The sequence below is a fragment of the Roseobacter cerffii genome, assembly GCF_054226325.1.
This window is the reverse complement of record NZ_CM135757.1, coordinates 3,430,570-3,449,094: the sequence shown is the minus strand read 5'-3', so window position 1 is coordinate 3,449,094 and position 18,525 is coordinate 3,430,570. Positions and strand designations below refer to the sequence as shown.

Sequence of the window (18,525 nt, the reverse complement as noted above, 5' to 3'; positions counted from 1 at the left end):
GTCAATTCGCTGCGTTGCGGCAATGCCCGCTATTTGTCTCCACCTGCCAGAGCATCTGCGTGGCCGATTTGAAGCGGAACAGGAATTCAAGGGGACCGGTGTGGTCCACGCCTGCGGCAATGAAACCCGCGCGTTCATAGAGTGCCCTGGCGCGCGGGTTGCTGTCGATCACATCAAGGCGCAGCGCGCGTTTGCCCAGGCGCGTGGCTTCGGCCTTCATCGCGTCAAGCAAGGCGCTGCCAATCCCCAGTCCACGGGCGTCCGCTTGCACGCAGATCCCGTCCATGAGCAGAATATCAGGTGCCACGTCGCGTTCGATTGTCGACAGCACAAGACCACGCCAGAGGCCTCCGATCGGGCCATAGACCCGTTGCAGGTCCGGTAGGTCGCCGCCCACCAGCGCCCCATCTTCGGTCTTGAAGCCTGCGATGCCGAGAACGCGCCCGTCCCCATCGCGCGCAACGAGGGCAAACTCCGGATCAAGGACGGCCTCAAGAAACTGCAGCGCTCGGGGTCTCGGCCCGAGACTGCGCCCCAATTTGTTGCCGAAGGCCTCCCAGTAGAGCGCGGCGACCGTGGGCCGCTCGTCGGTCTGAAAGCCGGTGGATATGGTGACATCCATGCATTTGATATTGTCCTTGCGACCGGCTCCTGCAAGGGTCAGCCCATGACGCAAGTCGTTGAAATACCGCTGTGGCTCTTTGTGCTGATCGTGCTCTTTGCCGCGGTGACCTTTGCCTCGCACTTCCTCTTCCCCTCTGTGCGCTGGTTTTTCCGCCGCCGCCTGGAGCGCGCGGTTACCCGTCTCAATGATCGGCTGACGCGACCCATTGAACCGTTCAAGCTCGCGCGCCGCTATGACATGATCCAGCGGTTGATCTACGACCCGGAGGTGGGGCGCGAGATCGCAAACCACGCCAAGTCAAACAACGTTCCTGAAAATGTGGCCTTTGAACGGGCGCGCGCCTATGCCCGGGAAATTGTGCCGAGTTTCAGTGCCTTTACGTACTTCGGCTTGGGCACGCGGATGGCGCGCCTTTTGGTGCGCTCCGTCTATTCGGTCTGGACAGGGCCGCGCAACGACGCGGTGATCCAGTCGATTCCAAAAGATGCGACGGTGGTCTTCATCATGAACCATCGCTCGAATATGGACTATGTGCTGGTAACCTATCTGGCCGCGCAAACCTCGGCACTCTCTTATGCGGTGGGCGAGTGGGCGCGGGTTTGGCCGCTGAGCCGGTTGATCCGGATGATGGGGGCCTACTTCATTCGTCGAAAGTCGCGCGGGGGGCTCTATCGCAAGGTTCTCGCGCGGTATGTCCAGATGGCGATTGCCGGGGGCGTTGCGCAGGGCATTTTTCCCGAAGGCGGGTTGAGCCTGAACGGGCGCCTGATGCCACCGCGGCTGGGCCTGCTCTCGTATGTGATCGAAGGGCATGACCCCGACAGGCGCGACGTGGTGTTTGTGCCGGTTGCGATCAACTACGACCGAGTGCTGGAAGACCGGGTATTGATCGCCGCGGGCGCGCGGGGAGATCGGCGGTTTGGCGCACGGATTTCCGTCGTCGTGAAGTTCATCCTGAGCAAGTTCTGGCAGGGTCTGCGGGGCAGGGTCACCCGCTTTGGCACGGCAGCAGTCGCTTTTGGCGAGCCGCTGTCCCTGCGGGACTTCGGTGCGAGCCGCCCGGTCGAGGACTTGGCCGATAGTCTGATGCAACGGATTGCTGCTGCGATGCCGGTTCTTGTTGTCCCGCTCGTCTCTCACGCATTGCGGACCTTAGATGCGCCGGTGGCGGAGCCTGCCCTGGTCGATGCCGTGCGCCGTCTCGCCGAGCCTCTGGCGGTGAACATGCCATCCAGCGCCATGGATGACCTTCCGGATGCGATCCGTGAAGCCTTGTTCCAGTTGCGCAAGCATGGGGTCATCGAAGAGGTGTCGGGTGGATGGCAGGTCTCGACGGGTCAACAGCCCGTTATCGATTACTATGCCAATTCGGTCGCCCATCGGATTGAGGGCAGCGCATCTGCAGCATAATTTTCTGCATCTGCGAGGTCATAAAATTACAAAAATGACGCCCTAGATGTTGCAATGTTGCGCAACTCTGCATATCCAAGCCTCAGACGCCGCGATTCTGCATCGCGGCATAGTTGATTGGTATTTCGTTCAGCAGGAGGCTCACATGGCACTGGACATCACCATCGCGCACTACGAGGCGCCAGAGAAAGACCTCTATGAAATGGGAGAGATGCCTCCCATGGGCTACGTTCCCAAGCAGATGTATGCCTGGGCGATCCGCCGCGAGCGCCATGGCGACCCCGACACGGCGATGGTGCAGGAGGTCGTCGATGTGCCGGAGCTCGACAGCCAGGATGTGCTGGTCTTGGTGATGGCGGCGGGTGTGAACTACAACGGTGTCTGGGCGGCTCTTGGCGTGCCGATCAGCCCATTTGACGGGCACAAACAGCCCTATCATATCGCAGGCTCCGATGCCTCGGGCATCGTCTGGGCGGTGGGTGACAAGGTCACCCGCTGGAAAGTGGGCGACGAGGTGGTTATCCACTGCAACCAGGACGATGGCGATGATGAAGAGTGCAACGGTGGCGACCCGATGTATTCGCCCACACAGCGGATCTGGGGGTACGAGACGCCGGACGGGTCCTTCAGCCAGTTCACCCGGGTGCAGAGCCAACAGCTGATGCCGCGGCCCAAGCACCTGACCTGGGAAGAAGCCGCCTGCTACACTCTGACACTGGCGACCGCATACCGGATGCTGTTTGGTCACGAACCGCATGACCTCAAGCCCGGCCAGAACGTGCTCGTGTGGGGCGCGTCAGGCGGCCTCGGCTCCTATGCGATCCAGCTGATCAACACCGCCGGGGCCAATGCGATCGGCGTGATCTCGGATGAGAGCAAGCGGCAGTTCGTGATGGACCTGGGCGCCAAGGGCGTGCTGAACCGCAAGGACTATAACTGCTGGGGTCAACTGCCGACGGTGAACACGCCGGAGTATGGCGAGTGGTTCAAGGAAGCCCGCAAGTTCGGCAAGGCGATCTGGGACATCACCGGTAAGGGTGTAAACGTGGACATGGTCTTCGAGCACCCGGGCGAGGCGACCTTCCCGGTCTCCACCTTCGTGGTGAAGAAGGGCGGCATGGTCGTCATATGTGCGGGCACCACCGGGTTCAACCTGACCTTCGATGTGCGCTACATGTGGATGCACCAGAAGCGTTTGCAGGGCAGCCACTTTGCGCACCTCAAGCAGGCGTCGGCGGCCAACAAGCTGATGCTGGAACGGCGACTTGATCCCTGCATGTCTGAGGTTTTCACCTGGGCGGACCTGCCGCAGGCGCACATGAAGATGATGCGCAACGAGCACAAACCCGGGAACATGTCGGTTCTGGTCCAGGCACCCAAGACCGGTCTGCGCACCCTGGAGGATGCACTCGAAGCGGGCCGTTAACTTAACATCTGTGCGGTTTACCGAAGACGAACGCTCGCGAATCACGTATGTGTTACGCGGGCGTTTCTCGTTATAGTTGTGACGCTCTTTAGTATCAACGACTTACATTTTTCGCACTCACCATTTCTGGGGAGTACAAAGACGCGAATTTTCAGCAGGCGTTCATACATGTTAGAGTTGTGTTAATCTTTCATTAACCTTTAAGAGGCGAGTCTGCTATGCGAAGTGATTGGATTTTGGACGTTCTCACGGACTTGAAAACTTTTGCGACCGCGAACGACTTGCCGGTTCTGGCCGAGCAGTTGGACGATACCGCAATTGTTGCTCTTGCCGAGATCGCCGCCCTTCACGAGAGGACGCAGGGCACGGCACATGGTAGCGAACACGACGGTGGAGGAGGTTTTGGCGGAGCTGGAGCAGGCGGACACGCTTGAGTCCATCCAGGATGCCATTCTCAAGCTGCAGGGGTACTTCCAAGTTCAGAACATGGTCTACCACTGGGTCGACAGTGCCGGCGAACAATACGGCTACGGCACCTACCCACTGGACTGGGCCGCACGATATCAAGAGCAGAACTACATCCGGATCGATCCGGTTATCGCGGGCTGCTACAAGCGGTTCCACCCGGTCGATTGGAAAAAGCTGGACTGGTCAGGCAAGGCGGTCCGGGCTTTCAAGGCAGAGGCGGTTGAATACGGCATAGGCAATCAGGGGTACTCGATTCCGATTCGCGGACCTAACGGTCAGTTCGCGCTGTTTACGGTGAACCACACCTGCGACGATGAGGAATGGGAAGCTTTCACAGAAAAGAACCGGCGCGAGCTGATCCTGATCGCCCACTATTTTAACCAAAAGGCGCTCGAGTTCGAACCGAACCGGGCGCCTGAGGAGTCGCAACCGCTGTCACCGCGGGAGATCGACGCGATGACCCTTCTGGCAATCGGGTACAGCCGCGCGCAAGTGGCTGAAACACTGTCGATTTCCGAGCATACGCTGCGGGTCTACATCGAAAGTGCGCGGTTCAAGCTGGGCGCGTCAAACACGACCCACGCGGTGGCGCGCGCCCTCAGCCGCGGGCTGATCGTGGTGTAGTTCCACCGCCCCGGAAGGGCCAATCTGTTAACATCCCGCGCGGCTCGGTGCGGCAGCGTTAAACATCCTCAAGCTAATCCTTTGTTCACGCCTTGCTCTGATCAAAGGAAAACACATGCTTCGCTACGTCTATGCAGATCAACTGTCCCGTCACCCGAAACTCGCGGCTTCCATGTTCAAGGATCGCGCGGATCAGTTCAAAACACGGCTCGGGTGGGACGTGAGCGTAGACGACGCCGGGTCGGAGCGGGATGAGTATGACGCGATGAACCCGCTCTATGTCATCTGGGAGTTGCCCGATGGCACACACGGTGGCTCGATGCGGTTCCTGCCCACGACGGAACGTACCATGGTGAACGACCACTTCACGCATCTGATGGGGGGTGGAACCATCACCAGCCCGCTGATCTGGGAATGCACCCGGTTCTGCCTGAACCGCGAGGCACCGAGCCGCGTTGCAGCCGCGCTCATGCTGGGTGGTGGCGAGATCATGAACGGTTTCGGGGTCAAGCACTTCGTCGGTGTCTTTGACGCGCGGATGGTGCGCATCTACCGCATGATCGGCTCGTCCCCTGAAGTTCTGGGCAGTGAGGGCAAGGGCCGGGATGCCATCAGCGTTGGCCTTTGGGAGTTCGCGCCAGATGCGCAGGCCAAGGTCGCGGCGCGCGCGGGTGTTTCGCTGGAGCTGTCGCGCCTGTGGTTCGACCGGGCCTTTGGGCGCGATGTTGCGCGCCAATTGGCCTGCGCCGGCTAAAACCACACGCGAGACGTCTGGCACCTGTGGCGTGGCCCCTGTAGGGTCGCGCCATGTCCGCACCCGCCCTCAAATTTTCCGACGACCAGGCCACGGCCTATGACAGCGTGACCGAGGTTTTGCGGGGCGCGGGTATTGATCTCGACGATCAACTTCTGACCCCACCAAAGAGCTCCGCTGCGGCTGTAATGGCCATCACCGGCAAGGCCGGGTCCGGCAAAACTCTGTTGCTGGCAGAACTCTACAAGGCGCTGCAGGCTGCGGGGGTCGAGGTGGTGTCGGGCGATTATGAGTCCCGCAAGCGGCGAGACAAGCGGACGCTGGCGATCCTCGCGCCGACGAACAAGGCCGCAAGTGTCTTGCGTCTGCGCGGCGTGCCCGCAACGACCATTCACCGCATTCTCTACACGCCGGTTTACGATCCTGAATACGAGCGGATCGCGGAGTGGCTCGCCGCCAATGGCGAGCGGCCGGAGATCGAAGGGCTGACCGATCTCGCGCTGGATCGGGCGGCGGCTTTCTATGCCACCAACAAGTCGATCCCGGGGGCCCTGGCCGCGGCGGGGCTGCGCGGGTCGGACTTCATCACCGGTTGGAAGCGGCGGGAGGAGCCGCTCGACATCGGCTTTGTCGATGAATCCTCGATGCTGGATGACAAGCAATACGAGGACCTGCGCGAGATTTTCCCGACGCTGCTTCTCTTTGGCGATCCGGCACAGCTGGCCCCGGTCAACCAGTCGGGCGCGATGGTCTTTGACAAGTTGCCTGAGCGCCGTGTGCTGTCGCTGAGCCGGATTCACCGGCAAGAGGCGGACAACCCGATCCTCGATCTCGCCCATGCGCTCGGCGATCCCGACATCGGGTTTGAGCAGTTCGAGCGGATGGTCGAGCTGGCCGCCGCTAGGGACGAGCGGGTGGTTTGGGGCCAACGGGTCGAGGTGGATCTGATGGCGCGCAGCCCGGTGCTGGTCTGGCGCAACGCCACGCGCATCCGGCTGATTAACGCCTTTCGACAAGTCCACGGTGCGCCTGAGGACGCGCTTCTGGAGGGAGAACCGCTGATCTGCGACGGGTTGGAACTCCCCCTGAAGCACCGCAAGAAACGGCTCGATCTGGAAGCGCGTGGCCTGATCAAGGGCGCACAGGTGATCTACCTTGGCGAAGGGCGCAAGCCTGGGTTCAGCCGCTTGCACGTGATGGGCGCGGAGGATCCGCAGGTTTCGGCGGCGTCCATTGTGAAGATCGAGAAGCCCGACGAGGAAGAGCCATTTATCCCCTTCGCGGCGCGGATGGGGGCGACCTTCTTGCATGGTGCTGCAGTCACCATTCACAAGGCCCAGGGCAGCCAGTGGGATACGGTTCAGGTTTTTGCGCCTGACCTCTATGCCGCTGCGCGTATGGGCCGGTCTGAGGCCGGACAACCGCTCTGGAAGCGCCTGGCCTATGTGGCGATCACGCGGGCGCAGGACCGTCTGATCTGGGTCGTGCGCAACCGTCTTTCCGTGCCCACCGGGCCGCTGGTGGTGGACGATCTGCGCACTCTGCCCGCAGCTCCACTTAGCCTCGCACAAGACCAACCGGAGGAGTTCTTATGAAGTCGATCATCATCACAGGGGCAAGCTCGGGCATTGGCCATGCGACGGCGGAGCTCTTTCTCGATGCAGGCTGGCGCGTGGGCCTGATTGCGCGGCGTGCGGACCGGTTGGAGGCGCTGGCCGACCGTTATGAGACCGCCGTGCCGCTGCCGGCGGATGTGACTGATGCGGACGGGATGGCTGCGGCTTTCGACGCCTTCGGTCATCTCGACGTGCTCTTCAACAATGCAGGACTGTTCGGGCCTGCGGCGACCATTGATGAGGTCGACCTCGACGCGTGGATGCAGGTGATGCAGGTGAACATCGGCGGGATGTTCATTGCAGCGCGTCTGGCTTTTGCGGCGATGCGCGCGCAGGACCCCCAGGGCGGGCGTATCATCAACAATGGCTCGCTCTCGGCCTATGTGCCGCGCCCCAACTCGGTTTGCTACACCACCACCAAGCACGCGGTGACAGGCCTGACCAAGACGCTCTCGCTCGATGGGCGGCCCTTCGGGATTGCCTGCGGTCAGATCGACATCGGCAATGCGGAAACGGATTTGCTGGCGCAGCTCAAGAAGACCCAGCCCGGTACAATGACAATGGATGTCGGGAACGCCGCTCGATCCGTTCTGCATATGGCCGAGATGCCCGCTGAGGCCAATGTGCAATTCATGACGGTGATGGCGACGACTATGCCTTACATCGGACGTGGGTGAACGGTGGCCTGAAAGCCCACCCCTGGTCAGGCGCGGAAAATTCGGAAGACAGCGGACGCAGTCCAACCAGCGGCTATGGCAATCGCGATGGACATGATCCCGTAGAGCAACGCATTTTCGCGTGATAACTTGAAAAGCCAACGCTCCAGCCCGACTTTGCGCACGTAGATGCTGGTCTCGTACTTCGAGACGACCTCGCCCCCGCGTGTCAGAAAGATGCGGGTTTGGTAGTCACCCTCCGTCAGGGCGGCGGGCAATTCGATTGCGGTCCGGAAGAGCGTCTGCTCGTCAACGCTGACCGTGCCTTCGTTCAACTGGTACTGATTTGAACGCGACTTTATCCGGATCAGGGCTTCGGTGAAACGACTGGCGTCCGCGATCGTATCGGGCGCGCCGACCGACCGGATCGCGCGCGGGATTGACACCCGGTGGCGCAAGTCTTCCGTATTGCTGAGCGACAGGCCCAGCAGCGTGCTTGTGGACACGGCGTAAAAGCTCGGCGCGCGATCAATCTCAACCGCATCGGTGTTCACCCAGATGCCCAGGACCTTTTCCTTGCGCCGAACGGTGAAGGTCTCGTCCGGGCCGGCCACTGTCACGATGACCTGCAGCCGCGGGTCGTCCGGGATCGGGGCCTCGCGTTTGACAGCCCCGAAGACGAGAATCTCCGACCCGTCAAAGCTGGTGTTGATGGAGACGGTATCCTTGCTCAGCCCGAGCACAATATCTTCTGCTGACGCGGGCAGGGCTAGGAGCAGCGCGAGAACAAGAGACAGCGCGCGCATCAGTGACCGTCCGACGCGCCGACAGAGTAGAGCTCTGACGGCATCAACAGCAAGTCGAGTGCCAGTTTTCCGCAGACCGCGAGCACCATGATGGCAAGCAGAATACGCAGCTGTTCCGCCTTCATCTTGACGCCAATCCGCGTCCCGATCTGGGCGCCGATCACACCGCCAATCAGCAGCAGAACCGCCAGCACGATATCGACAGTGAAGTTTGTCGTGGCGTGCAGAAGGGTGGTGAAGGCGGTCACGAAAATGATCTGGAAGAGCGACGTGCCCACGACCACCTTGGTCGGCATGCCCAGCAGATAGATCATTGCGGGGACCATGATGAACCCACCGCCCACACCCATGATCGCCGCGAGGATGCCCACCGAAACACCGACCAGCAATGGTGGGATCACCGAGATATAGAGGCCCGAGACGCGGAAGCGCATCTTGAAGGGCAGCCCGTGCACCCAGTTGTGCTTCTTGCGCGCAGGTGGCTTGCCGGACTTGGTCTTGCGGATTGCGTTTAGGCTTTCGATGAACATCAGCCCACCGATCACGCCGAGGAAAACCACGTAGCACAGCTTGACCAGCAGATCGACCTGACCCAGCGCCTTGAGGTAGTTGAAGACCACCACGCCTAACGCCGCGCCGACAAGTCCGCCGATGAGCAGCACCGTGCCCATCCTGAGATCCACCGTCTTTCGTTTCAGGTGCGCCAGAACACCGGAGAAAGAGGAGGCGACGATCTGGTTCGCCTCCGTCGCAACGGCGACGGCGGGCGGGATGCCGATGAAAAACAGCAGCGGCGTCATCAGGAACCCGCCGCCTACGCCGAACATCCCCGAGAGGATCCCAACGATCCCACCGAGGCCCAGCAACAGAAAGGCGTTGACCGAAACTTCGGCGATGGGAAGGTAGATTTGCATGTCCTCTGTTAGAGCAAAGGGTGTTGCAAAATCAATGGGCGTTGCTGCTGTGCAGCAATCAGGACTGACACAATTCGGTCAACTGGCCTTATGCGATCAGCGTTCTTTGACGTAGGGTTCGCCTCCCGCGCGAGGCGGGATGGCTTTGCCCACGAATCCCGCAAGGATGATCACCGTCATCACGTAAGGCAGAGCACCGAGCAGGGCGCCTTGGACCTTTAGGCCAAAGAGGCCTTCGATTACGTCAGGCCGGGTTTCGAGTGCGCCGAAGAGCCCGAAAAGCAGCGTGGCATAAAGCGCGTACCAAGGCCGCCACTTCGCGAAGATCAGCGCGGCGAGGGCGATAAAGCCGCGACCGGCGGACATGTCTTTGACGAAACCGGCCTGCAGAGCGGTTGAGAGATACGCCCCAGCGATGCCGCAGAGCACGCCGCAGATGATCACCGCAGCGTAGCGCAGGCCGACGACCGAGACGCCAGCTGTGTCGACAGCGGCGGGGTTCTCACCCACAGCGCGCAGTCGCAGTCCAAACCGTGTCCGGAAGAGGACCCACCAGGTGAGCGGCACCATGGCAAAGGCTACGTAGACGAGGATGGAATGGCCGGAGATCAGCTCTTGATAGATCGGGCCGAGGACGGGGATAGCGCCTAGCGCATCGGCAAAGGGCAGGGTGATCGGCTCAAACCGCCCGCCGCCCATGAGCGAGGGCGTGCGCCCGCCCTGGCTGAACCAGTCTTGTGCGATGAGAACAGTCAAACCGGCGGCGAGGAAGTTGATGGCCACGCCTGAAATGAGCTGGTTGCCCCGGAAGGTGATCGAGGCGACGCCGTGCAGCAGGCTGAAGAGCATTGAGGCGGTGATGCCCGCAAGCAGGCCGAGCCAGACGGAGCCGGTGACCGCCGCGATGGCGGCGGAGAAGAAGGCGGCGGCGAGCATCTTGCCTTCAAGGCCGATATCGAAGATGCCCGCGCGTTCAGAGAACAGGCCTGCAAGGCATGCTAATAGCAGCGGCGTGGCCAGCCGCACGGTGCTGTCCAGCAACTGGACGAAGGTCAGGAAGTCCATCAGGCATTCCCCCGGCGCAGCATAAGGAACAAGCGCTCCAACGGCATCCGCACCATATTGTCGAGCGCGCCCGTGAAGAGGATCACCAGGGCCTGGATCACGACGATCAGCTCACGCGGGATCGACGTCCAGAGTGCCAGCTCTGCGCCGCCCTGATAGAGGAAGCCGAAGAGAATAGCGGCGAGTAGCACGCCGAAGGGATGGCTGCGGCCCATGAGCGCCACGGCGATGCCGATGAACCCGGCGCCCTCTACGGCGTTGAGCACCAGCCGTTCCGCCTCGCCCATCACGTTGTTGATCGCCATAAGCCCCGCAAGCGCACCCGAGATCAGCATGGCGATCATGGTGATCGCGACAGGTGAGATGCCTGCGTATTTGGCACCCGGTTCGGATTTGCCATAGCTGCGGATTTCATAGCCCAGCCAGGTGCGCCAGAGCAGGAACCAAACGAGGACGCAGGCCAGAAGGGCGATGAGGAAGGTGACATTGGCGGGCGCCGATCTGGAGAAATTGATGCCGAGCGGCAACAGGATATCGTGCAGCGTGGGCAGATGCGTTGCTTCGGGGAAGCGTGCCGTGGCCGGATCCATGCTGCCGGGTGGGCGCATCAGGTTCACCAGCACGTAATTCAGCACAGCGGCACCGATAAAATTGAACATGATCGTGGTGATCACGATGTGGCTGCCGCGTTTGGCCTGTAGAAACGCAGGGATTGCGGCCCAGGCGGCGCCGAAGAGGGCTGCGGCCACGGAGGCGCCGAGCAGCGCCAGTGTCCAATGCGGCCATGGAATGAAGAGGCAGGCGAGGGCCACGCCAAGCCCGCCCAGCATCGCCTGGCCTTCGCCGCCGATATTGAAGAGGCCTGCGTGGAAGGCCACGGAGACGGCCAAGCCGGTGAAGAGGAAATTCGTGGCGTAGTATAGCGTGTAGCCCCAGCCATAGGTGCTGCCCAGGGCGCCGGTGACCATGAGCTTCACCGCCTCGACCGGGTCTTCGCCGATGGCGAGGATAACCAGGGCCGAGAGGATCGCGGCCAGCACCAGCGAAATCAGCGGCACGAGGATGACCTCGGCCCATCTTGGCATCACGTCCACGCGCATGCTCCGTTCTTTGAAGGCCTGCTGCGCAGACGCGACTCTTTGGGGGGTTTCACCCCCGGCGCTGACGCGCCTCCCCCAGAGTATTTCGGGAAGGGTGAAGGGGCGGTCATGCGGTGACCCCGGCCATCAAAAGGCCCAGCTCTTTTTCGTCCGTCTCGGCGGAGAGGCGTTCGCCCATGATGTGGCCGTCGAACATGACCGCGACGCGGTCGGCGAGGGCGAGAATTTCTTCCAGCTCGACCGAGACCAGCAGCACCGCCTTGCCCTTGTCGCGCAGGGCGACGATCTGCTGGTGGATAAATTCGATGGCGCCGATGTCGACGCCCCGTGTGGGCTGGCCGACGAGCAGCAGGTCCGGGTTGCGCTCGATCTCGCGGGCCAGCACGATTTTCTGCTGATTGCCGCCGGAGAAATTCTTGGCCGCAAGGGCTGGGTTGGGCGGGCGCACGTCGAAGCGGCCCATCTTTTCTTCGGTATCGGCGCGAATGGCGGCGTTGTTCAGCAGCACACCCGATTGATAGCTCGGGTCGCGGTGATAGCCGAAGGCGGTGTTCTCCCAGGCGGAGAAATCCATGATCAGCCCTTCGCGTTGGCGGTCTTCGGGTACATGGGCGATGCCGCGCTGGCGGCGCGCGCGACCATCCGCCAGCTTGCCCGTGAGATCCAGCGGTTGGCCGTTCACCCGAATGTCGCCCGTGGCATCGGCGTAGCCGCCCAGCACCTCCAACAGTTCGGATTGGCCGTTGCCCGCCACGCCTGCAATGCCCACGATTTCTCCAGCGCGCACTTGCAGGTCAATGCCCTTGATGCGCTCGACGCCCTTGTCGTCGACCACGCGCAAGCCCTTGATATCCAGCACCACGTCGCCCGGTTTCGCGGGTGTTTTATCCACGCGCAGCAGGACCTTACGGCCCACCATCAGCTCTGCGAGTTCTGCGGGAGAGGTGTCGGAGGTCTTCACCGTCGCGGTCATCTCGCCGCGCCGCATCACGCTCACGGTGTCGGTCGCCTCCATGATCTCGCGCAGCTTGTGGGTGATCAGGATGATGGTTTTGCCTTCCTGCCGCAGCCGGTCGAGGATGCGGAAGAGCTGGTCGGCCTCAGCGGGTGTCAGCACGCCTGTGGGCTCGTCCAGAATAAGAATATCCGCTTGCCGGTAGAGCGCCTTGAGAATTTCCACGCGCTGCTGCATGCCAACGCCCAGCTCTTCGATCACCGCGTCGGGGTCGACGTTGAGCCCGTATTCATGCTCCAGCTCCAGCAGCGTTTTGCGCGCCTTGGCGAGCGAGGGGGTCAGCAGCCCGCCGTCTTCGGCGCCGAGGATGATGTTCTCCAGCACCGTGAAGTTTTCGACCAGTTTGAAGTGCTGGAACACCATGCCGATGCCAGCGGCAATCGCGGCCTGGCTGTCGGGGATTTCGGTCTTATTGCCGCTGATGAATATCTCGCCTTTATCGGCTTTGTAGAAGCCATAGAGGATCGACATCAGCGTCGATTTGCCCGCGCCATTCTCGCCGATGATCCCATGGATCGTGCCGGGCATCACGCGGATGGAGATGTCTTTGTTGGCCTGTACCGGTCCGAAGGCTTTGGATATGCCCTTGAGCTCAATCGCTGGTGCTTGCTCGCCCATGCACCCCCCTCATTCGTCTTGCGCAGGCCGCACCTCCCACGGGCGCGGCCTGCGGATGTTTTGCCTTAGAAGTCCAGCGCGGGGCAGCTGTCTGTGGCGTAGTAGGACGCAACTTCGATGTCACCGGCGATGATTTTCTCGCGGGCTGCTTCAACGGCGGCCTTCATTTCGTCGGAGACCAAAGGCGCGTTGTTGTCGTCCAGCGCATAGCCTACACCTTCCTCAGCGAGGCCAAAGGTGAAGACGCCAGTCTCCAGATCGGTACCCGCCTTCAGCGCGTCATAGACGGCCACATCGACGCGTTTCAGCATCGAGGTCAGCACCTTGCCCGGGTGCAGGTGGTTCTGGTTGCTGTCCACGCCGATGGAGAGGATGTCTTCATCTGCTGCCGTTTGCAGCACACCGACGCCAGTGCCGCCCGCAGCAGCATAGACAACGTCAGCGCCCTGGCTGATCTGTGCTTTCGTCAGCTCGGAGCCTTTCACGGGGTCATTCCAGGCGGCCGGGGTGGTGCCTGTCATGTTGGCGACAACCGTCGCGTCTGCGTTTACTGCTTTTACACCTTGGGCATAGCCGCAGGCGAAGTGACGGATCAGCGGGATATCCATGCCGCCGATAAAGCCTACGGTGCCGCTTTCAGAGGCCATGCCCGCCATCATCCCGACGAGGTAGGAGCCCTCATGCTCGGCAAAGCCAATCTGGCGGATGTTCGGCGCATCGAGCCAAGTGACATCAATGGCGACGAACTTGGTGTCCGGGTAGTCGGGCGCCACGGTCGACAGCGGATCAGCCATGGCAAAACCCATGGTGATGATCGGGTTAGCCCCGGCTTCCGCAAAGCGGCGCAGGGCCTGTTCACGCTGCGCTTCCGACTGCAGTTCGATCTCGCGGTAGCTGCCGCCGGTCTCCTCGGCCCAGCGGCTGGCGCCATTATGAGCGGCCTCGTTGAACGATTTGTCGAACTTGCCACCGAGATCGAAGATCACAGCCGGCTCCGCCAGCGCGGCGCCTGCCGAGAGGGCCAGGGCCGCCGTCGCGCCGAGAAATTTGTGCATGAATGTCATTCAGGGGTCTCCCAGATTGTGATTTTGGGACGCTCGGTCAGGGCGTTGCAGCCCGCCATCGTCCAATACGCACAAATTAGGACCTAGGCTGCGAGCAGGGTCAACCGGTTTTTCATGCTTTGCCGGGGGATTCCGCCGCCTGACGAGGGGGCAGTGCCGCTGTCATCAGCACCGCATCCACCGAAGCCGCGCCCGCCCGGCGATAATAGGCCTTGCGGCGCCCGCTTTCGGCGAATCCACGTTTGCGATAGAGCGCTTGGGCGGCTTGGTTGTCGGCGGCGACCTCGAGGAAGGCCTGTGTTGCATGTGCCGAGGTCATCCACCGGGTCACGAGGGTGTCTGCAATCTGCTGGCGGCGATGATCCGGGTGCACGACGATCGTGAGAAGCTCGCTTTCATCGGCGACGGTCCGGGTCAGGGCAAACCCGTGTGGGTCGTGCAGGAGCGTCACGTGGGGATCGGAGAGAAGATCTGCGAACTCCTGCGCGGACCAGCACCGTTCGGACGCAAAGCCGAGCTCATGCAATGCGGCAAGATCATCAGGTGTCATGGCAGGATGAGTGGTGCAGCGTCCCGCGCTGGCGCAGCGTCCGCCGGGCGCAGGTAGAGCGGCGCGGGGCGGGGCTGCGGTGTGCCGTGGCGCTCGGCTGCGAGATGCGCAATCGCCACCGCGGTTGGATGCGCAGGGTCCATGCCGGTCGCGCCAATGAGCGGCCCTTCGTGGGATGGCACCGCGTCATCCGGCACTATGACGGGCGCGCTTGTCCCTTTGTTATCAAAGCTTTGCACGTAAAGGTGGCCGCGGCGCGCGGTGATGGCAGTCGCACAGGGGCCTGTATGGCCAAAGCGCAGCGCGTCGAAGCCTGTGACGCCGATCGCGGGCACGCCGAGCCCCAAGGCCAGGCCGCGCGCCGCCGAGACGGAGATGCGGATGCCCGTGAAGTTGCCGGGCCCGATGCCGACCCCGATGGTGGTGAGGTCCTGAAACGTGAGATCTGCCGAGGCCAATAGCTCTTCGCACAGGCCCATCAGCCGTTCGGCCTGCCCTTTCTGCATGGGCTCTTCGGCGTGTGTCACGACCCTATCGCCCACCATAACCGCAACCGCGCAGCAGGGTGCTGCGGTGTCGAACCCCAGGACGATGGGATGATCCGGCGTCATCTGTGCTCAGCCTTTGCGCAGCGCGGCGCGGGCGCTCCGGTCTTCGCGCGGCAAGTCGTCTGCGATGTGCAGCCACGGCAGGCGCCGCGAGGCGTGCGAGTGCATGCTGGGGGGCAGCTCCGCCGCTTGATCGATCAGGCCGAGGGGGACGTAGGTTTGGCCGGGTAGGTAATCGTAGGTGGCCGCGAGTGGCGAGCCGCAGGCGCGGCAGAACCAGCGCGTGACACCGGAGGCATGCGAGACCGGTGGCCCGGGGTCGGGATCGAACCGGATATCGCCGTCACCGAACCCGGCAAAGGCCGCCACCGGCGCGCCGGAGATGCGCCGACAATCGCTGCAATGACAATAGCTTACGACTTCTGGCGGCGCATCCACCGACAGCTTTACCTTGCCGCAATAGCAGCGGCCCGTGATCGTCTGGGGGCTGGGCATTGCGCGCGGTCAGGTGGCGACCGGGCGCACCTCGGTTACTTCGGGGATGTAGTGGCGCAGCAGGTTCTCGATGCCCATTTTCAGCGTCAGCGTCGAAGACGGGCAGCCCGCACAGGCACCCTGCATATGCAGGTAGACCACGCCACGATCAAAGCCGTGGAAGGTGATGTCACCACCATCTTGCGCCACCGCAGGGCGCACCCGGCTGTCGAGCAACTCCTTGATCTGGTCGACGATGGGGCCATCCTCTCCCTCATGCTCTGCATGGCCGGAAGCGGGTGCGTGATCGCCGGACATCACTGGTTGACCGGACTGGAAATGCTCCATGATCGCACCCAGAAGCGCGGGCTTGATGTGGTCCCAATCGACCGCGTCTGCCTTGGTCACGGTGACGAAATCGGTGCCGAAGAACACGCCGGTCACACCTTCGACCGCGAAGATGCGGGTGGCCAGCGGCGACTTGTCCGCCGTGTCGGCGGTCGGGAAGTCGGCGGTGCCCATCTCCAGCACGGTCTGACCGGGCAGGAACTTCAGCGTGGCGGGGTTCGGGGTCGATTCTGTCTGGATGAACATCGGGTCTCTCCTGGGGCTGCCTCAGATATGCGGACCGGGCGAGGGTAAGTCAAGGTTTGGAATCGTTCTAAATTGAGCCCGCCATTGGCCATGTCGCGCAACGTTCGGTGCCCACCGTACGGTGCCCCGCCCCGAATCGGGGGTTAAGCCCCGTGTTTCATGGCAAAACCCATGTCTGTTTCGCGTCGGTATCACGTCGGTATTGCGTCGGTGTCAGGTCGGTGCCGCCCCGGGGTTAACGGACCGCACGGCGCAAAGGTTGACGAAGCGCCAACGCAGCCGCGATGCGGCGCGCGCTGGACCCGCGCGGGCCGTCAGGGCCGCCGGGCCTGTGCGTGCCCCGGGGGGCCTCAGGTGATGGCTTCGAGCTTTTCCTTGCTCAGATCACCCGGCACGATGGTCATCGGGATGGGCAGGGTGCCCGCGCTCTTGGTCAGTTCGGTGACCAGCGGGCCTGGGCCCTTCTTGTCGGTGCCCGCACCCAGCACCAGCACCCCGATTTCGGAATCTTCATGGATCTGCGCCAGGATCTCATCGACCGGGCGCCCCTCGCGGATCACCAGTTCGGGGTTGATCCCCTGGCGGTCGCGCATCCACTTGGCGAAGACCTCGTAATGCACCTCGATCCGCTCGCGCGCCTCTTCGCGCATCACCTCGCCCACGCCGATCCAGTGGTTGAACTCATCCGGCGGGATCACCGAGAGGATCTCGACCCCGCCGCCGGTGTGCGCCGCCCGCATCGCCGCAAAGCGCATGGCGTTCAGACATTCACGACTGTCATCGAGTATCACGAGAAACTTCCGCATCTTCCGATGTCCCCCTTTTGGCCGGATCATGACCGCAGTTGCGGGGCGGCGCAATCGCAATCTCCTGCCGCCCGCATCTGGACAGCGCGCCGCGCACGCGCGATTGTAGGAGGCAGGACGAAGAGGGCCCTCGCATGAGTGTCTGGCAATTGATCTATACATCGCGGCCCTTTGGCTATGACCTGACGATGCTGGCCAACATCCTGGCCACCTCGCGGTCGCGCAATGCCCGCAACGACATCACCGGGGCGCTGATCTGCCGCCCGGACGTGTTCTTGCAGCTGCTGGAAGGGCCGGAAGGCAAGGTGCAATCGACCTATGCGCGGATCTGCGAGGATGACCGGCATGTGGAGGTCACGCAGCTGGTTTCAGAGGCGGTGCCCGAGCGGCTGTTTCCGGATTGGGCCATGAAGCACGACCCGGCGGTCTCCTGGCTGTGGTCGCCGGTGGAGGTGCATATGGGCGCGTTGCACGCCGCCTCAAAGGTCGCGATCCGCGAGGTGTTTGTCAGGTCGGCCGCGTCATAGCGGCTGGCTTGCGGCCCAGTCCCAATAGATCTCGCGCGCGCGACGGGCGATGGGCCCGACCTGGTAGGCGGTGTCCTCGAACCCCGTGACAGGTGTGAGCTTTGACATATTGCCGGTCATGAAGACCTCGTCAGCGGCGGCGAAATCCTCGAAGGTGAGCACGGTTTCATGCACGGCGATGCCGTCGGCTTTCATGTTGTCGATGTGTCGCGCGCGGGTGATGCCCGCGAGGAAGGTGCCATTGGGCACCGGTGTGAACACCTCGCCGTCACGTGCCATGAAGATGTTCGTGGTCGCGGTTTCAGCCACATTGCCCATGGCATCGGCCACCAGCGCATTGCCGAAGCCGCGGGCGCGCACCTCGGTCAGCATGCGCGCGTTGTTCGGATAGAGGCAGCCCGCCTTGGCGTTGACCACCGCATCCTCGAGCACCGGGCGGCGGAACCGCGTGCGCCCGAGCGTGGCGGTGGCCTCGGGCGGCGCCATGGGGATTTGCTCGAGGCTCACGGCAAAGCCCGTGGCCTCAGCACTGGGCACAATCGCGGTGGCATCGCCGTGGATCGCCCAGTACATCGGGCGGATATAGACCGCATCCTCGGCGCCGTAATAGGTAAGCCCCTCGCGGATGATTTCGACCATATCCTCGATCGTGACGGTCGGCGTGATCATCAGCGCCTCGGCCGAGCGGTTCACCCGCGCGCAATGGGGCACGAGATCGGGCGCGCGCCCATCGAAGAACCGCGCCCCATCGAAGACAGACGAGCCGAGCCAGGCGCCATGATCCGCGGCTGCGATCACGGGCCGATCGCCCACGTGCCAGCGGCCCTCGAAATAGGTGTGGATATTGGTGCCGACGCTCATGGGA

20 protein-coding genes are annotated in these 18,525 nt (G+C 62.6%); 7 read left to right on the top strand and 13 right to left on the bottom strand.

Translation table 11 applies throughout. From position 1 onward, the window contains the following. Nucleotide 1: 1 nt before the first annotated feature. Nucleotides 2–622: a GNAT family N-acetyltransferase gene (locus tag ACVC7O_RS16715; protein WP_458323248.1), complete on the bottom strand. Its 621-nt coding sequence runs from the start codon at nt 620–622 to the stop codon at nt 2–4. A 45-nt stretch (nt 623–667) separates the two neighbouring features. Between ACVC7O_RS16715 and ACVC7O_RS16710 the strand changes: the two genes are divergently transcribed. From ACVC7O_RS16710 to ACVC7O_RS16685, 6 genes are all read left to right on the top strand, one after another. Further along, nucleotides 668–2,035: a 1-acyl-sn-glycerol-3-phosphate acyltransferase gene (locus tag ACVC7O_RS16710; RefSeq protein ID WP_458323247.1), complete on the top strand. Its 1,368-nt coding sequence runs from the start codon at nt 668–670 to the stop codon at nt 2,033–2,035. Between the two features lie 145 nt (nt 2,036–2,180). Continuing rightward, entirely contained in the window at nt 2,181–3,461 is a 1,281-nt protein-coding gene (ccrA, locus tag ACVC7O_RS16705) for a crotonyl-CoA carboxylase/reductase (protein ID WP_458323246.1), read from the top strand. A gap of 372 nt (nt 3,462–3,833) precedes the next feature. Next, a complete protein-coding gene (locus ACVC7O_RS16700) occupies nt 3,834–4,553 on the top strand; it encodes a helix-turn-helix transcriptional regulator (protein ID WP_458323245.1) in 720 nt (239 codons plus the stop codon). 115 nt (nt 4,554–4,668) lie between these two features. Further along, nucleotides 4,669–5,307, top strand: coding sequence for an acyl-homoserine-lactone synthase (locus ACVC7O_RS16695; protein ID WP_458323244.1), 639 nt, complete (start codon nt 4,669–4,671; stop codon nt 5,305–5,307). Nucleotides 5,308–5,360: 53 nt separating this feature from the next. Beyond that, the gene (locus tag ACVC7O_RS16690) at nt 5,361–6,902 is read left to right on the top strand and encodes an ATP-dependent DNA helicase (RefSeq protein ID WP_458323243.1); all 1,542 of its coding nucleotides are present in this window, start codon (nt 5,361–5,363) and stop codon (nt 6,900–6,902) included. Beyond that, nucleotides 6,899–7,600: an SDR family oxidoreductase gene (locus ACVC7O_RS16685; protein ID WP_458323242.1), complete on the top strand. Its 702-nt coding sequence runs from the start codon at nt 6,899–6,901 to the stop codon at nt 7,598–7,600. The genes ACVC7O_RS16690 and ACVC7O_RS16685 overlap by 4 nt, the downstream gene beginning before the upstream one ends. A 26-nt stretch (nt 7,601–7,626) precedes the next feature. Here the strand turns inward: ACVC7O_RS16685 and ACVC7O_RS16680 are convergent, their stop codons facing one another. The 11 genes from ACVC7O_RS16680 to ACVC7O_RS16630 form a co-directional block, all read right to left on the bottom strand. Further along, a complete protein-coding gene (locus ACVC7O_RS16680; RefSeq protein WP_458323241.1) occupies nt 7,627–8,385 on the bottom strand; it encodes a TIGR02186 family protein in 759 nt (252 codons plus the stop codon). After that, nucleotides 8,385–9,299: a sulfite exporter TauE/SafE family protein gene (locus ACVC7O_RS16675; protein WP_458323240.1), complete on the bottom strand. Its 915-nt coding sequence runs from the start codon at nt 9,297–9,299 to the stop codon at nt 8,385–8,387. Before ACVC7O_RS16675 ends, ACVC7O_RS16680 begins: the two co-directional genes overlap by 1 nt. A gap of 96 nt (nt 9,300–9,395) precedes the next feature. Then, complete coding sequence (locus ACVC7O_RS16670) at nt 9,396–10,364, bottom strand: ABC transporter permease (protein ID WP_458323239.1); 969 nt, start codon at nt 10,362–10,364, stop codon at nt 9,396–9,398. Next, nucleotides 10,364–11,458: an ABC transporter permease gene (locus ACVC7O_RS16665; RefSeq protein WP_458326108.1), complete on the bottom strand. Its 1,095-nt coding sequence runs from the start codon at nt 11,456–11,458 to the stop codon at nt 10,364–10,366. The genes ACVC7O_RS16670 and ACVC7O_RS16665 overlap by 1 nt, the downstream gene beginning before the upstream one ends. Before the next feature lie 112 nt (nt 11,459–11,570). Further along, complete coding sequence (locus tag ACVC7O_RS16660) at nt 11,571–13,097, bottom strand: ABC transporter ATP-binding protein (protein ID WP_458323238.1); 1,527 nt, start codon at nt 13,095–13,097, stop codon at nt 11,571–11,573. 65 nt (nt 13,098–13,162) lie between these two features. Continuing rightward, nucleotides 13,163–14,161: a BMP family lipoprotein gene (locus ACVC7O_RS16655; protein ID WP_458323237.1), complete on the bottom strand. Its 999-nt coding sequence runs from the start codon at nt 14,159–14,161 to the stop codon at nt 13,163–13,165. 112 nt (nt 14,162–14,273) lie between these two features. Further along, entirely contained in the window at nt 14,274–14,711 is a 438-nt protein-coding gene (locus tag ACVC7O_RS16650) for a GNAT family N-acetyltransferase (RefSeq protein ID WP_458323236.1), read from the bottom strand. After that, complete coding sequence (gene tsaB / locus ACVC7O_RS16645; RefSeq protein ID WP_458323235.1) at nt 14,708–15,322, bottom strand: tRNA (adenosine(37)-N6)-threonylcarbamoyltransferase complex dimerization subunit type 1 TsaB; 615 nt, start codon at nt 15,320–15,322, stop codon at nt 14,708–14,710. The genes ACVC7O_RS16650 and tsaB overlap by 4 nt, the downstream gene beginning before the upstream one ends. Nucleotides 15,323–15,328: 6 nt before the next feature. Next, complete coding sequence (locus ACVC7O_RS16640; RefSeq protein ID WP_458323234.1) at nt 15,329–15,754, bottom strand: GFA family protein; 426 nt, start codon at nt 15,752–15,754, stop codon at nt 15,329–15,331. 9 nt (nt 15,755–15,763) lie between these two features. After that, complete coding sequence (locus tag ACVC7O_RS16635; protein WP_458323233.1) at nt 15,764–16,327, bottom strand: NifU family protein; 564 nt, start codon at nt 16,325–16,327, stop codon at nt 15,764–15,766. Nucleotides 16,328–16,677: 350 nt separating this feature from the next. After that, on the bottom strand, nt 16,678–17,133 hold the full coding sequence (locus ACVC7O_RS16630; protein ID WP_458323232.1) for a universal stress protein: 456 nt from the start codon (nt 17,131–17,133) through the stop codon (nt 16,678–16,680). Nucleotides 17,134–17,267: 134 nt separating this feature from the next. Here ACVC7O_RS16630 and ACVC7O_RS16625 point away from each other — a divergent pair, with 134 nt between their 5' ends. Further along, on the top strand, nt 17,268–17,660 hold the full coding sequence (locus ACVC7O_RS16625; protein ID WP_458323231.1) for a BLUF domain-containing protein: 393 nt from the start codon (nt 17,268–17,270) through the stop codon (nt 17,658–17,660). Here the strand turns inward: ACVC7O_RS16625 and ACVC7O_RS16620 are convergent. Continuing rightward, the gene (locus ACVC7O_RS16620; protein WP_458323230.1) at nt 17,655–18,521 is read right to left on the bottom strand and encodes a branched-chain amino acid aminotransferase; all 867 of its coding nucleotides are present in this window, start codon (nt 18,519–18,521) and stop codon (nt 17,655–17,657) included. The two genes, ACVC7O_RS16625 and ACVC7O_RS16620, sit on opposite strands and share 6 nt — an antisense overlap. Between the last annotated feature and the right edge of the window lie 4 nt (nt 18,522–18,525).

What these genes read in the sequence shown, in the direction of transcription:
- ACVC7O_RS16715 (WP_458323248.1), bottom strand. Translation starts at nt 622, where the DNA reads ATGGATGTCACCATATCCACCGGCTTTCAGACCGACGAGCGGCCCACG.
- ACVC7O_RS16710 (WP_458323247.1), top strand. Translation starts at nt 668, where the DNA reads ATGACGCAAGTCGTTGAAATACCGCTGTGGCTCTTTGTGCTGATCGTG.
- ccrA (WP_458323246.1), top strand. Translation starts at nt 2,181, where the DNA reads ATGGCACTGGACATCACCATCGCGCACTACGAGGCGCCAGAGAAAGAC.
- ACVC7O_RS16700 (WP_458323245.1), top strand. Translation starts at nt 3,834, where the DNA reads ATGGTAGCGAACACGACGGTGGAGGAGGTTTTGGCGGAGCTGGAGCAG.
- ACVC7O_RS16695 (WP_458323244.1), top strand. Translation starts at nt 4,669, where the DNA reads ATGCTTCGCTACGTCTATGCAGATCAACTGTCCCGTCACCCGAAACTC.
- ACVC7O_RS16690 (WP_458323243.1), top strand. Translation starts at nt 5,361, where the DNA reads ATGTCCGCACCCGCCCTCAAATTTTCCGACGACCAGGCCACGGCCTAT.
- ACVC7O_RS16685 (WP_458323242.1), top strand. Translation starts at nt 6,899, where the DNA reads ATGAAGTCGATCATCATCACAGGGGCAAGCTCGGGCATTGGCCATGCG.
- ACVC7O_RS16680 (WP_458323241.1), bottom strand. Translation starts at nt 8,385, where the DNA reads ATGCGCGCGCTGTCTCTTGTTCTCGCGCTGCTCCTAGCCCTGCCCGCG.
- ACVC7O_RS16675 (WP_458323240.1), bottom strand. Translation starts at nt 9,299, where the DNA reads ATGCAAATCTACCTTCCCATCGCCGAAGTTTCGGTCAACGCCTTTCTG.
- ACVC7O_RS16670 (WP_458323239.1), bottom strand. Translation starts at nt 10,364, where the DNA reads ATGGACTTCCTGACCTTCGTCCAGTTGCTGGACAGCACCGTGCGGCTG.
- ACVC7O_RS16660 (WP_458323238.1), bottom strand. Translation starts at nt 13,097, where the DNA reads ATGGGCGAGCAAGCACCAGCGATTGAGCTCAAGGGCATATCCAAAGCC.
- ACVC7O_RS16655 (WP_458323237.1), bottom strand. Translation starts at nt 14,161, where the DNA reads ATGACATTCATGCACAAATTTCTCGGCGCGACGGCGGCCCTGGCCCTC.
- ACVC7O_RS16650 (WP_458323236.1), bottom strand. Translation starts at nt 14,711, where the DNA reads ATGACACCTGATGATCTTGCCGCATTGCATGAGCTCGGCTTTGCGTCC.
- tsaB (WP_458323235.1), bottom strand. Translation starts at nt 15,322, where the DNA reads ATGACGCCGGATCATCCCATCGTCCTGGGGTTCGACACCGCAGCACCC.
- ACVC7O_RS16640 (WP_458323234.1), bottom strand. Translation starts at nt 15,754, where the DNA reads ATGCCCAGCCCCCAGACGATCACGGGCCGCTGCTATTGCGGCAAGGTA.
- ACVC7O_RS16635 (WP_458323233.1), bottom strand. Translation starts at nt 16,327, where the DNA reads ATGTTCATCCAGACAGAATCGACCCCGAACCCCGCCACGCTGAAGTTC.
- ACVC7O_RS16630 (WP_458323232.1), bottom strand. Translation starts at nt 17,133, where the DNA reads ATGCGGAAGTTTCTCGTGATACTCGATGACAGTCGTGAATGTCTGAAC.
- ACVC7O_RS16625 (WP_458323231.1), top strand. Translation starts at nt 17,268, where the DNA reads ATGAGTGTCTGGCAATTGATCTATACATCGCGGCCCTTTGGCTATGAC.
- ACVC7O_RS16620 (WP_458323230.1), bottom strand. Translation starts at nt 18,521, where the DNA reads ATGAGCGTCGGCACCAATATCCACACCTATTTCGAGGGCCGCTGGCAC.